General features: G+C 33.2%; 14 protein-coding genes. All 14 read left to right on the top strand.

Annotated features, from left to right (window positions below):
• Window positions 1-871: 871 nt before the first annotated feature.
• The 14 genes from motA (at window position 872) to C1I91_RS23975 (ending at window position 12,865) form a co-directional block, all read left to right on the top strand.
• Window positions 872-1,657, top strand: coding sequence for a flagellar motor stator protein MotA (gene motA / locus C1I91_RS24035; RefSeq protein WP_128215181.1), 786 nt, complete (start codon window positions 872-874; stop codon window positions 1,655-1,657).
• 12 nt (window positions 1,658-1,669) lie between these two features.
• A complete protein-coding gene (locus tag C1I91_RS24030) occupies window positions 1,670-2,491 on the top strand; it encodes a flagellar motor protein MotB (protein ID WP_128215180.1) in 822 nt (273 codons plus the stop codon).
• A gap of 141 nt (window positions 2,492-2,632) precedes the next feature.
• On the top strand, window positions 2,633-3,238 hold the full coding sequence (locus C1I91_RS24025; protein ID WP_128215179.1) for an FMN-dependent NADH-azoreductase: 606 nt from the start codon (window positions 2,633-2,635) through the stop codon (window positions 3,236-3,238).
• A gap of 154 nt (window positions 3,239-3,392) precedes the next feature.
• On the top strand, window positions 3,393-3,542 hold the full coding sequence (locus C1I91_RS28410) for a hypothetical protein (RefSeq protein ID WP_164880642.1): 150 nt from the start codon (window positions 3,393-3,395) through the stop codon (window positions 3,540-3,542).
• A gap of 43 nt (window positions 3,543-3,585) precedes the next feature.
• Window positions 3,586-4,458 (top strand): hydrogenase small subunit, encoded by an 873-nt coding sequence (locus C1I91_RS24020; RefSeq protein ID WP_128215178.1) that lies wholly within the window; start codon window positions 3,586-3,588, stop codon window positions 4,456-4,458.
• Window positions 4,455-5,858: a nickel-dependent hydrogenase large subunit gene (locus tag C1I91_RS24015; RefSeq protein ID WP_128215177.1), complete on the top strand. Its 1,404-nt coding sequence runs from the start codon at window positions 4,455-4,457 to the stop codon at window positions 5,856-5,858. Before C1I91_RS24020 ends, C1I91_RS24015 begins: the two co-directional genes overlap by 4 nt.
• A complete protein-coding gene (locus C1I91_RS24010; protein WP_128215176.1) occupies window positions 5,855-6,328 on the top strand; it encodes a hydrogenase maturation protease in 474 nt (157 codons plus the stop codon). Before C1I91_RS24015 ends, C1I91_RS24010 begins: the two co-directional genes overlap by 4 nt.
• Window positions 6,312-6,563: a hydrogenase maturation nickel metallochaperone HypA/HybF gene (locus C1I91_RS24005; RefSeq protein WP_238476059.1), complete on the top strand. Its 252-nt coding sequence runs from the start codon at window positions 6,312-6,314 to the stop codon at window positions 6,561-6,563. Before C1I91_RS24010 ends, C1I91_RS24005 begins: the two co-directional genes overlap by 17 nt.
• A gap of 15 nt (window positions 6,564-6,578) precedes the next feature.
• Window positions 6,579-7,256, top strand: a complete 678-nt coding sequence (gene hypB / locus C1I91_RS24000; RefSeq protein WP_128215175.1) for a hydrogenase nickel incorporation protein HypB — start codon at window positions 6,579-6,581, stop codon at window positions 7,254-7,256.
• Window positions 7,257-7,284: 28 nt separating this feature from the next.
• Window positions 7,285-9,579, top strand: a complete 2,295-nt coding sequence (gene hypF / locus C1I91_RS23995; RefSeq protein ID WP_164880641.1) for a carbamoyltransferase HypF — start codon at window positions 7,285-7,287, stop codon at window positions 9,577-9,579.
• A 3-nt stretch (window positions 9,580-9,582) separates the two neighbouring features.
• Window positions 9,583-9,813, top strand: coding sequence for a HypC/HybG/HupF family hydrogenase formation chaperone (locus C1I91_RS23990; RefSeq protein ID WP_128215173.1), 231 nt, complete (start codon window positions 9,583-9,585; stop codon window positions 9,811-9,813).
• Window positions 9,810-10,847: a hydrogenase formation protein HypD gene (gene hypD, locus C1I91_RS23985; RefSeq protein ID WP_128215172.1), complete on the top strand. Its 1,038-nt coding sequence runs from the start codon at window positions 9,810-9,812 to the stop codon at window positions 10,845-10,847. Before C1I91_RS23990 ends, hypD begins: the two co-directional genes overlap by 4 nt.
• A gap of 249 nt (window positions 10,848-11,096) precedes the next feature.
• On the top strand, window positions 11,097-12,101 hold the full coding sequence (gene hypE, locus C1I91_RS23980; protein ID WP_128215171.1) for a hydrogenase expression/formation protein HypE: 1,005 nt from the start codon (window positions 11,097-11,099) through the stop codon (window positions 12,099-12,101).
• Window positions 12,102-12,274: 173 nt separating this feature from the next.
• Window positions 12,275-12,865, top strand: a complete 591-nt coding sequence (locus C1I91_RS23975; protein ID WP_128215170.1) for a nuclease-related domain-containing protein — start codon at window positions 12,275-12,277, stop codon at window positions 12,863-12,865.
• The last annotated feature ends 137 nt before the right edge of the window (window positions 12,866-13,002 follow it).

Raw genomic sequence — 13,002 nt, 5'->3', positions numbered from 1 at the left:
AATATTGTTTAGATTAAGTGGTCATTAAAGCATCGGATGACTGAACACTTAATTTAAACACGGTACTTTAACAGAGTATTTTATTATAAATTAGGTATTCTTTTCAATTTAAGTTTTTTAGTAATTATCCGATATATTTAACTAGAAGCACAGTATTCCTTTGGCAAGTGCATACCATTTCAATATTAAATTAGATTATGCTTTTGATCTGTTTCAACAGGATAATTTAACAGGCTTTTAAAATTGTATTTTCACCTATGCCTCTAAGAACCAAGAGGAATATTGAAAATAGATTTTATATGAAATGGTACATTTTTAGAATTATTGATTTATATATGTTTAAATACGAACTATAACTTTTCATTCTTTAGTATGCTTAATTTTTGTTAGCTCATATACATCCTTATTTTATATGGGAGCAGCCCTTATATATTAAGTTAAAGAATAAAAAGTGATATTAGCTGAGCTATGATCTTTTTACTGCTGAGAAAACACAGGTATGTAAAAAGCCTAGTTAATAGGATATAGCTATTTTTTAAATATGTATAAGTTAAATTTCGACATAGGAAGACTAAGAAATATAGAATGTAAAGTTATTTGTTATTTGGTAAATTATATTTTAGATAAAGCTGTGGGTAAGTATGGGGAGATGTCTTAGATGAATATTTTTAAGAAAGAAGAAAAAGAAAAATTATGTCGACTACAAAATTCCTCACATACGTTCAAAAAAGGCAGATGCGCAAAAAAATTCCACCGAATTATTTGATAAAATCTAGTTTAAAATTAATATTTACTATGATATGATAACTTTATGAATAGTGCAAAAATACTAAATAATTGTCGAATATAATGTAACAAGGGGGATAAAATTTTGGATATTTTTCTAATAATAGGTGTTATTACGGGGCTTCTTGCCATTGTTGTAGGTATGATAGTAAAAGGAGCAAACGTAGCAGTACTATTAAATCCAGCAGCAGCAATCATTATACTTGTAGGTACGGCAGCAGCAGTAATGAATTCCTTTCCTAAGAAAGAATTTTTAAATATTCCTAGATTGTTTGGAATTCTTTTTAAAGGTGAAGGAAAGGACGACCCTGCAGAAGTTATAAAGCAGATTGTAGAAATGGCTCAAACTACTCGTAAGAATGGTTTGTTAGCACTTGAAAGTACTGTGCAGTCAATGGAAAATAAGTTTATGAAAAAAGGCCTAGAAATGGTTGTAGACGGTGTTGAACCGGATGATATAGTAGAAGCATTGGAAATAGAAATTGATGGTACTGAAGAAAGACATAGATTAGGGGCATCTGTATTTACTACAGCAGGTGGTTCAGCTCCTACACTTGGAGTTCTTGGAGCCGTTGTTGGTCTTATAGGAGCTCTTGGTAATCTTAATGATACTGAAAAGCTAGGACACATGATAGCGGGAGCCTTCGTTGCTACACTTTACGGTATATTCTTCGGATACGTTGTGTTCCATCCATTTGCATCTAGACTTAAAAGAAAATCCCATGAAGAAATAAGTATGATGAAGATAATTCTCGAGGGAATACTAGCTATTCAAGCAGGTAAGAATCCTAAGAGTATTGAGGCTAGACTAGTAGGTATGCTAGAGCCTAAAGAGAGAGAAAAATTAGTTGGACAAAATGCTGAGAAATAAAGGAGATAAATGATGAAGAAGAAAAAAGAACATCATGAAGAGCATGTTGATGAAACTTGGCTTATTCCATATGCGGACATGCTTACGCTCCTATTAGCTCTTTTTATAGTTATGTTTGCTATGAGTAAAGTAGATCAACAAAAGCTTCAAAGACTTAGTGCAGAGTTTAGTGTTATATTTTCTGGTGGTTCATCAGTAATGGCGGAAGGTGGGACAAGCTCAACGGCAGTTGTCCAATCAGAAGCAGCAAATGCTGGTACAGCAACTGAAAAGTCTAATACTGAAAAAGAAGAAGATGCTATGAATGAAGTGAAGAAAAACTTAGAGTCAGAAATTCAGAGTAAGGGATATTCTGATAAAGTAAAAATTGAGCTTAATAAAGAGGGATTGGAAATCTCTATACAGGATGCAGTATTATTTAATTCTGGAGATGCACAGGTGCTTAAGACTGTAAACCCACTATTAGTGGAGATATCGAATATGATTAAAGGTTTAGATAATGAAATAAAGGTAGTTGGACATACCGATAATGTACCAATAACTACTAGTAAGTTTAGGTCTAACTGGGACTTAAGTGCTATGCGTGCTATAAATGTAATGAATTTTATGGTTGGATCCGGAGGAGTAAATACTGATAAGATTTCCATTCAAGCTTATGGAGAACACCGACCTAAATACAGTAATGATACAGCAGAAGGCAGAGCAAAGAATAGAAGAGTTGAAATATTTATAATTCGTAAATATACTCAACAGACTCAAACTACTACAAATAACCAGACTAAAACTAATAGTACTACAACTAATCAGACAGAAACAACAACTTCACATGAATAATAAAGAAATAGGCTTGCCTTTAATGGGATAGCCTATTTTTTCCTATTTAAGTAAGGTATAAAGATTTTTAAAGGTGGGTTTATTTATTGCAGAAAGGAACATCCTAATACAGTGAATACTATTAAAAAGGAGCTGAGTAACATGAGTAAAGTGTTGTATATTAAGGCAAATGCAAAGCCTGAAGGTTTATCAAGAACTTATAAGATTTCCGATAGTTTTATTGTGGAGTATATTAAATTACATCCAGATGATGAGGTAATAACATTAGATCTATATAAGGAGGACATTAACTTCCTATCAGCAGAAGATTTGTCAGAGGTTTTTGGACCTAAGACTGAAGAGAGTAGAAAGAATTCAGTTTTAAAATACACCTATCAGTTTGCTGAGGCTGATAAGTACGTAATTGCTGCACCACTATGGAACTTAAGCATTCCAGCAATATTAAAAGCTTACATAGATTACATTAGTGTTACTGGAATAACCTTTAAGTATACTGAACAAGGGCCAGTGGGACTCTTACAGGGAAAGAAAGCTATTCATATAGTGGGAAGAGGCGGTGCTTATTCTGAAGGGCCTGCTGCAGCTTTTGAAATGGGAGATAGATATCTAAGAACCATATTAGGCTTCCTTGGAATAACTGATTTTACTACTATAGCAGCTGAGATGCTGGATGTTATAGGTCAAGATGTTGATGCAATTGTAGGAGATGCAATAAACAAAGCAAAAGAAGCTGCAAAGACTTTCTAAATGCATAACTCAGTATAAATTTTCTGCTAGTTCAACCTAGTAATATGAAAGGTTTAATGTAGATTACTAGAAAATTTATTTTCCAAAAGGCAGTTGAAGTAATAGCTCTAGGTTATTAATCCAACTGCTTTTTTTCATTTCTTAGGAATTCCACATGAATGCTAAAGAACTCACGAAGTATAATGAAAAAGAGCCTGTCTTCTTCGAAGAAAATTATATTTTAGCCAAAGATTTAGATAAAATACACCATGAAGTGGCACCACCTAAGGGATTGCTTTTTAGAAAAAGTATAAAACTAAAATAGCGAGAATACAATTTATCAAGCAATAAATTGGATAAGAGGGAAAATGTCTAAAAAAAGATGTCAAAGAGAACTTTTACAGACTGCTATGGAAGGAATAAAGAATAATTCCATAAAAAAGACTAAGCTTATTTGGTTAGAGGCTTGCGGATGCTCAGGAAATATAATTTCTCTTTTGGATGCAAATAATCCCGATGCTCCATATTTTCTTAGTAACATGGTAGATATAACCTATAATAATAGCGTAATGGGAGCTGAAGGGCAAAGAGCTTTTGAAAAATTTCTTGAAACCTTAGATACAGAGTTTATCTTAGTGGTAGAAGGTGCTGTAACTTCAAGAGATAATGGCTTGTATAACATTATAGCTGAATACAACGGAAAACTAATTTCCGGAGCCGAAGCAGTATCTTTAGCGGCGGGAAAAGCTAAGTATATACTGTCAGTAGGGACTTGCGCTTCTTATGGGGGGCCGTCAGCTGCCAAGCCAAACCCTTCTCAAAGTAAGAGTGTACCTGACTTTTTATCAGATCAAAAGGTAAAAGTCATAAGAATTCCAGGATGTCCTGCTCATCCACAATGGGTGATAAGCACCATTGCACATTTGATTCTCTACGGTTTGCCGGAGTTAGATATTGATGGAAGACCTTTATTTCTATATGAAGCAACTATTCATACTTATTGTTCTAGAAGATCCTTTTTTGATAAGAAGATCTTTGCCAAAAAACTTGGGGACAAAGAGTGTATGTATCAACTTGGATGTAGAGGGCCTATCACTAGGTCAGACTGTCCTTTAAGAAAATGGAATGACAGGGTAAATTGGCCTGTAGAAGATAATACACCATGTATTGGATGTGTAAATAGTGGATTTCCAGATAGCATGGAACCCTTTATCAATTTTCAGTCTGGAGAGAAGCAATGAGTGAAAAAATAGTAATCAATCCTATAACTAGAATAAGTGGTTTTATGCAAATAGAAGTTACCATAGATAAGAATATAGTTGTGGATGCTAAGACAAATGGGCATTTATTTAGAGGCTTCGAAGAAATGCTAAAGGGAAGATCACCTTTTGATGCAATATATTTCACAGAAAGAATATGTGGTATATGCTCCACAGCTCATGGGTTTGTTTCTTCTATAGCAGTGGAAAATGCACTAGGTGTGCAACCTGATAATAATAGCAATATAATAAGACAGATAATGCATGGCTGCGAGTTTTTACAAAATCATATAAGACATTTCTATCAATTTACCATACCTGACTATGTTCAGATTGAAGTAAGTCCAGCTAAGGATCCAGGAAGAAAATATAAGATACCTAGAGAAGTAAATTCAAAAATAAATAATCATTATATTGAGGCTTTTAAATATAGTAGGGCAGCTCATAGAATGCTTGCTCTTTTGGGAGGAAAAGCTCCTCATAATCACGGGATTTTTGTAGGAGGAGTAACTGTCAATCTTGATGTATCAAAACTAATAGAGCTTAAGGCCGCTTTAGCAGCTATAAAGGATTTCATAAATAGTGTCATGTTTGAAGATATAGGTATAATTTCGAAGTATTATACAGAAGACTTTAAAAATGGAGCAGGATACGGAAATTTTTTAAGCTATGGTGCATTTGACAAGGATTTTAATGGAGTTATGGCATATTGTAAAGCTGGAGTGATAATTGATAATAAAAAGGAAGCTTTTGATCCAGCAAAAATAAATGAAGATATAGCCCACTCCTACTACTCAGCCTCAAAAGAAATTTTAAAGGAAGAAGATGCAGCCTGGCAGACCAATATCACCAAAAAGGATGCTTACACCTGGGTTAAGGCGGCTAGATATAATGGGCTTCCTATGGAGGTTGGTCCTCTAGCTAGACTTTGGATTAATGGAAGATATACTAAAGGAATATCAACTCTTGATAGGGTTACAGCTAGAGTAATGGAAGTTAAGATGGTTGCAGATATAATGGAGGACCTTTTAGGAAAAGTAAAACTCATATCTGCGGTACAAAATTCCTGGGAAATACCTATGGCTTCTAAAGGAGTAGGTCTAAGAGATACCACGAGGGGTGCTTTGGCACACTGGATAACCATTGAAGACAAAAAGATAAAAAACTATAACATAATAACCCCATCTGGATGGAACATATCTCCTGAGGATTCTAATGGAAATAAAGGAGTTATAGAAAAAGCTTTAATTGGAACCTATATAGAAGATGTAAAAAGTCCTTCAGAGCTAGGACGTATAGTAAGGTCCTTTGATCCCTGTGTCTCTTGTGCTACTCATATTATCAGTGATAAATATGATGATTTGCTCATGAGGCTTGTATGAGGTTTAAACTAATTGCCATAGGCAATATTCTTATGGGAGATGACGGGGTGGCTCTTAAGATAGTTGATTGTATTGAAGAAAGATTGAAGCTGAGTTCTTTTGATTTAACTTGTGTAAAAGCTGAGACTGACTTTGACTTTGCTTTGGATCATATAGAAGATGGAGATTATGTATTTATTTTAGATAGTACTTCCTTAGGTGAATATTATGGACAAATAACTTTATTGTCTTTACAGGATGCTAAGAGGTATTGCGATAATGTTGAGCTTATACACAATTTTAGCTTAATAAGTCTTATTAATAAAGCAGATGTGAATGTAAACGGAACTATAATAGGTATCAAAATAGCAAAAGTTAGTTTTGACTTGGAACTTTCAGAAGAGCTTAAGAAGAAGTTTAATGCTATATGCAATGAAGTTTATAGCATAATTGAAAGTCAATGTATGAGACTTGGTGAAAGTTATGCATGAGGCATCCATAGCTTTTGAAATATATACAATAGTAACTGATAATGTTAAAGCTTATAAGCTGAAAAAGGTTGAGGCTATATATATAAAGGTCGGGAGCTTCAATGGAATATTTGAAGACTCCCTTAGATTTGCTTTTAAAGCCATAAGTAAAGACTCAGAATGTGAAGAAGCGACTTTGATAATAGAGCACACTGAAGGTTTTGAACTATTGGTAGATAGAATAGAAGGCCAATAATTGAGGGAGAGAGTTATGAAAAATATATTGATAGAAAAAAGAATTCTTCAATCCAATGATGAGTTTGCAGAAAATAACCGAAGAAGATTTGCTGAAAATGGTATATTTGCAATAAATATTTTTGGCTCGCTTGGTGCTGGAAAGACTACACTTCTTGAAAAAACCTTAAGCTTGATTAAAGATAGTACATCTATTGGAGTAATAGAAGGAGATTTGTATACAACCAAGGATGCAGAACGTATAGAGCAAGAAGGTATTAATGTGGTCCAAATAAACACCTGTGGAGCTTGCCATCTGGATGCCTCTATGATAGAAGAGGCAGTAAAGGTAATGAGAATGGATGAACTTGAAACAAGGATGCCTAAGCTTATGTTTATAGAGAACGTAGGAAATTTGGTTTGTCCGGCTTCTTATGATCTAGGAGAAAATACAAAAATTACGGTACTTAGCGTCACAGAAGGAAATGATAAGCCGCTAAAATATCCCTTTATGTTTAAGATTTCTGACATAGTTGTATTGAATAAAATTGATCTTATTAACTTTACTGATTTTGATATACAGGAATTTCGTGAAGATATATGTTCATTAAATAAAAATGCTAAGATTTTTGAAGTTTCTTCTAGAACTGGAGAGGGCGTTGAAGACTTTGCTTTTTATTTAATGAAGCTTATAAAGAATGATGATAAGTACTAAAAATAGTTTTTAAAACTAAGGTGATATTGTGATAAGAAAATTAATTGTGGTGAGAGGATTAGTACAGGGAGTTGGTTTTAGGCCCTTTGTCTATGGTGTGGCTAAAGCAAAGAGCTTAAGAGGTAATGTTAAAAATACCAACGAAGGCTTGATAATTGATGTTGAAGGCAGTAAAGAGGCTATTAATGAGTTTATAGATATTTTAAGTAATAATGGGCCAAAGAATTCTAAGATAAATGAAATAATACAAAAAGATAAAAGTATATGTAATTATGAAGATTTTAAGATAGAGGCAAGTACATCACAGAAAAATGGCTTTACCTATATTTCACCAGATATGGGTACTTGCAATGCATGCTATGAAGAGCTGCTTAATAAAGATAAGCGTAGATATAACTATGGATTTACAAACTGTACGGATTGTGGGCCAAGATATTCGGTGATAGAAGATATCCCTTATGAAAGAGCAGTTACTACCATGAGCAAATTTGAGCTATGTAGTTCTTGTGCCTCTGAATACAAAGATGTTAAGGATAGAAGATTTAATGCGGAGACAAACTGTTGCTCTGAATGTGGACCACAGCTAGCTTTAATAAACTCTATTACAGGACATATATATGAAGAGGAAGTCATAACTAATTCTATAAAGTTAATTAAAGAAGGGAACATTCTATCTGTTAAAGGTATAGGTGGTTTTAACTTAGTATGTGATGGCAATAATGAAAAAGCTATATTAAGGCTAAGAAAAAGGAAAAATAGAAGAACAAAACCTTTTGCTTTAATGATGAAAGATATTGAAACTATCAAAAACTACTGCAAGGTATCCTCAGAAGAGGAAGAAGTTCTTAAAAGTAGTGTAAGACCTATAGTAATACTAGATAAAAGTCATAACAAGCTTCCAGAAGTTATTGCCCCAGGAAATAATACACTAGGAGTGATGCTTCCATATACTCCGCTCCACTATCTTTTATTTCAAGAAGGTATTGAAACGCTTGTAATGACCAGTGGAAACATCAATGGAACTCCTATAATTTATAGCAATAAAGAAGCTATTGAAAAGCTATCTAAAGTAGCTGATTACCATTTAATTAATGATAGAGAAATTTATAATTCTGTAGATGATTCAGTTATAAGATTTGTGTTAGGTAAAGAAAGGGTTATAAGAAGGGGAAGAGGATATGCTCCTACGTATTTTAACAAATCAGGCTTTAAGGAAAGTATTAGCCTAGGAGCATATCTAAAGAATAGCTTCTGTTTCTATAAGGATGAACATATTGTCTTTAGTCAATATATAGGAGATATGGACAACACTGAAACCTTTGCAAGATATGAGTCTACCATGAAAAAGTTAACTGATATTTATAACTTGGTACCTAAACTCATAGCTTATGACCTACATCCAAACACCCCTTTTTATAAATATTTAGACAAACTACCTGGAAAGATGATAGGTGTTTATCATCATCACGCTCATATTGCTAGTGTGCTTTTTGAAAATCAAGTTAAGGGAAAAGTTATTGGCATAGCCTTTGATGGTTCTGGTTATGGTGAGGATGGCACTGTATGGGGGGGAGAATTTCTAATATCAGACTTTAAGGAGTTCAAAAGAGTTGGATACTTGAATTCAGTTGCTATGCCAGGCGGTGATAGAGCTGCCAAGGAGCCAATTAGGATGGCTGTAGCATATCTTTATAAAACTTATAAAGGGGAAGCGGAGGAACAGCTTTTAAGTTTATCAGAGCAATATATAACTGCTAATAGAAAGTTACGTATAAGAAACTACTTGGAAATGATTGAAAAAAATATAAACTGCCCTAAGACTTCAAGCATGGGAAGGCTTTTTGATGCTGTTGCTTATATATTAGGGTTTAGTGGTGAAATAAGCTTTGAAGGCGAGGCGGCTATTTTTTTAGAGAATTTAGCTTGTAGTTTCAAGAAAGCTGAAGCAGATGTAGATGTAGAAGGTTATGCTTTTTGTATAGAGAAACAAGGCGATGCCTATGTGGTTAATACAGATAATATAATTAAGGGAATTATTGATGATGTAAAAAGAAATATAAGAAAAGGTGTAATATCAAGAAAACTCCATAATACAATTGCAGAGATTACAGAGATTATGTGCCTAAAATTATCAAAAGACTATGGTATTAAAGAAGTAGCACTTAGCGGAGGAGTATTTCAAAATAAGCTATTACTAGAAGAAGTTTATGAGAGCTTGAGTAAAGATGGTTTTAAGGTTTATATGAATAGTCAAATTCCTTGCAATGATGGTGGGATTTCAGTTGGCCAAATAGTTATAGCAAATGAAAGGGAGATGGAGTGATTTATGTGTATTGCAGTTCCTCTTGAAGTTATAGAGCTATATGAAGAAGAAGCCTTGGTATCGTACAAAGGGGTAAAAATGAAGGTTAATATATTTCTATTAGAAGAAGTTACAGTGGGAGATTATGTGCTTGTGCATGCAGGTTGTGCCATAGAAAAGCTGGATAAAAAGCAAGCAGAAGAAACCAAACTTCTATTTGATCAAACACTTTCTGAAGAGGTAGAGGAGATATGAAAGCTATAAGCATTGATAGAGACATTAGAATAATGGAAATTTGCGGAACTCATACTAGCTCTATTATGAAAAGTGGAATTAAAGGTGTGCTGCCAAGCAATGTGAAACTTGTTACTGGACCAGGGTGTCCAGTATGTGTTACTCCTCAAGGGTATATTGATGGTGCCATTGAACTAAGCAAAAGGACAGAGGTGATAATTACAACCTTTGGAGACATGATCAATGTGCCTGGAACTTATAGCTCCCTTAAGCTTCAAAAAGCTTTAGGTAATGACATAAGAGTAATATATTCACCTTTGCAAGCCTTAAAAATAGCTTTAGACAATCCCTCGAAAGAAATAGTATTTTTGGGTATAGGTTTTGAAACCACAGCACCAGTTACTGCTCTTGCAATACATAAAGCTAGTATTCAAAAAACAAAGAATTTCAGCGTGTTTTGCACATTAAAAACTATGCCTGGGATTATAAAACATCTAGTAAACTCCGAGGATTTGAGATTAGATGGAATTTTATGTCCAGGACATGTTAGTACCATTATAGGTGAACGATCCTTTAAGTTTATACCAGAGCAATTAAAAATTCCAGCGGTAATAGCAGGTTTTGAAGAAAAAGATGTTGTATCAGCAATTTTTTTATTAATTGATATGATAACTAAGAAAGAAAATAAATTAGAAAACATTTATAAAAGATTCGTGCAATATGATGGGAACAATAAGGCTAAAGAAATTATTAGAACTGTTTTTAAGAGCTGCTCTGCCAATTGGAGGGGACTTGGTAACATTGAAAATAGTGGATTAAAGATAAGAAATGAGTATGAAAGCTTTGATGCAGAAAAGAAGTTCAATATAAAAGTAGAAGAAAAATATTTATCAAAAGGCTGCCTTTGCGAAAGTATACTAAGAGGAAATAAAACTCCAGAAGATTGTAGTTTCTTTGGGAAGCAATGTACTCCAAGCACTCCTATAGGAGTGTGTATGGTTTCAAGGGAAGGAAGCTGTGGGATACATTATAAATATCATGAATTCAGGCTCTGATAAAGTAGTGTATTAAAATTAAGTGAGCAGTACTTATAGGTATCCTTTACGAAAACTTAATTTATAAATGTTCGATAATACCGGCTTCTGGGGATCATTGGCATATATAAATTAATAGTTGAAGTTAGTTCCCTATATAGCTGATCTAATGAGCTTGTATTAATAGCTCGCTCATAGGGCAGCTCCTTTATAACTACTTAATCTCTACAATAGTATTAAATATAGCCTAATATGAAAGAGGAGATATATATGAATATAATTACTTTATATCATGGAAGTGGGGGGAAAGGTACCCATGAGCTTATAGATAATATTTTTTATAAGTATTTTTATAATAAGATACTGGATCAACAAGGTGACTCTAGTATCATAAACAACATAAATGGGAGAATTGCAATTACCACAGATTCATATGTAATAGAACCTATATTCTTTCCAGGAGGAGATATAGGTAAATTATCAGTATGTGGAACAGTAAATGACCTAGCTGTAGTTGGAGCAATCCCCTTATATCTAACTGCAGGGTTCATAATAGAAGAAGGTTTCGATGTTAATGATTTAGAGAAGATTGCAATATCTATGGCTAATGCTGCTAAAAAAGCTGGGGTAAAGATAATTGCAGGGGATACAAAGGTAGTTGAAAAAGGTAAAGGAGATAAAATATATATTAATACTGCTGGAATAGGTAGTTTAAGGAATGATGTGAATTTAGGAATTGCAAATATTGAAGTAGGTGATAAGATTATCGTCAGCGGAACCCTGGGAGATCATGGCACTGCTATACTTTGTAAGCGGCAAGATCTGAATTTTGAGACGGAAATAGAAAGTGATTGCAATGCTTTAAATGGTTTGATCGAAGAAATATTAAATAGCAAATTAAAAATTAGATTTATGAGGGATATAACAAGAGGTGGTCTAGCCACTGTGCTTAATGAGATAACTAATCATAGGGAACAAGGAATATTGTTAGATCAGAACTGTATACCAGTAAGAGAAGAGGTTAGTGGAGTTTGTGAGATCTTGGGGGTAGATCCTTTATATATAGCAAATGAAGGAAGAGTTTTAGTTGTAGTAGCTAGTGAACATAGTGAAAAAGTCTTAGATATAATTAGAAATAATCCTTTAGGAAAAGAAGCAGCTGTTATTGGAGAAGTGGTAAAGGACAAGTATGGTAGGGTGCTATTACAAACCAATATAAGAGGAACTAGAATTTTGGATATGGCTGAAGCAGAGATCATTCCTAGAATATGTTGATAAAGAAGTACCCTTCAGTCTGATTTCTATAGTTTACAATATAAGATGATTTATTGCATACAATTTGGTAATATATTATTAAAGCTACTTACAGAAGTAATATAGTGTAGATATTTAAATAGTATTTAAAGTGTTTTATGTATTACTTTTATATAGAAGGAGAGTATACCTAAATGGATGCAATAATAGAGTTTGTAACTAAGTTTTGGTATTTAATTATTTTAATACTGGTAGCCGGTATTCTAGATCTTTTTATGCCTAAGATAAAAAGAATGCTTGGTGAAAAGCCAGTAGATGCTTATTTATCTAGTTTGGATGAAGAAAAGTATAAGGTGATAAATCATATTAGTTTTGAAGTAAAAGATAAAACTATAAATATAGATCATGTTGTAGTATCCAATTATGGGATCTTTGTTATTAAGGATAATGACTATAAAGGAACTATTGTTGGGGATGAGGCTGATGAAAGTTGGAAGCAAAAACTTCCTACTAAAAGGGAAAAAATATCTAATCCTATACGTGAAAACTATAAAAATATACAGTTGCTAAAACAAGTTACTAGTGAATTTGGAGATTTAGCATATGTTTCAATAATAGATTTCACAACTAATGCAAGACTACAGGTAAAAGCTGAGAGTAAAGTAGTGTATACAATAAACTTAGTAAGTGAGATAAAGAAATATAATGATGAAATAATAAGCGATGTTATGAAAGAAAATATTTATAAAAGGCTTATTGGATATAGTAAAAGAAAAAATCAATAAGTATAAAGAGCTGAAGTTTTAAGCGATAGAAATAGAAAAATAAGATCTTTATTGAGCAAAAATCACTAATGAAATAGCGTTAGTGATTTTTGCTTTAATTGAAAGTGATTGGATGTAATTACCATATATTTAAGTCT

It is taken from the genome of Clostridium manihotivorum, from assembly GCF_004015185.1.
Classification (GTDB): Bacteria; Bacillota; Clostridia; order Clostridiales; family Clostridiaceae; genus Clostridium_AR; species Clostridium_AR manihotivorum.
The sequence above is the reverse complement of the archived record's forward strand: the minus strand, read 5'-3'. Positions and strand labels throughout refer to the sequence as shown.

What these genes read in the sequence shown, in the direction of transcription:
- hypE (WP_128215171.1), top strand. Translation starts at nt 11,097, where the DNA reads ATGAATATAATTACTTTATATCATGGAAGTGGGGGGAAAGGTACCCAT.
- C1I91_RS28410 (WP_164880642.1), top strand. Translation starts at nt 3,393, where the DNA reads ATGAATGCTAAAGAACTCACGAAGTATAATGAAAAAGAGCCTGTCTTC.
- C1I91_RS23990 (WP_128215173.1), top strand. Translation starts at nt 9,583, where the DNA reads ATGTGTATTGCAGTTCCTCTTGAAGTTATAGAGCTATATGAAGAAGAA.
- C1I91_RS24025 (WP_128215179.1), top strand. Translation starts at nt 2,633, where the DNA reads ATGAGTAAAGTGTTGTATATTAAGGCAAATGCAAAGCCTGAAGGTTTA.
- C1I91_RS24015 (WP_128215177.1), top strand. Translation starts at nt 4,455, where the DNA reads ATGAGTGAAAAAATAGTAATCAATCCTATAACTAGAATAAGTGGTTTT.
- C1I91_RS24030 (WP_128215180.1), top strand. Translation starts at nt 1,670, where the DNA reads ATGAAGAAGAAAAAAGAACATCATGAAGAGCATGTTGATGAAACTTGG.
- C1I91_RS24010 (WP_128215176.1), top strand. Translation starts at nt 5,855, where the DNA reads ATGAGGTTTAAACTAATTGCCATAGGCAATATTCTTATGGGAGATGAC.
- C1I91_RS24020 (WP_128215178.1), top strand. Translation starts at nt 3,586, where the DNA reads ATGTCTAAAAAAAGATGTCAAAGAGAACTTTTACAGACTGCTATGGAA.
- C1I91_RS23975 (WP_128215170.1), top strand. Translation starts at nt 12,275, where the DNA reads ATGGATGCAATAATAGAGTTTGTAACTAAGTTTTGGTATTTAATTATT.
- hypD (WP_128215172.1), top strand. Translation starts at nt 9,810, where the DNA reads ATGAAAGCTATAAGCATTGATAGAGACATTAGAATAATGGAAATTTGC.
- hypB (WP_128215175.1), top strand. Translation starts at nt 6,579, where the DNA reads ATGAAAAATATATTGATAGAAAAAAGAATTCTTCAATCCAATGATGAG.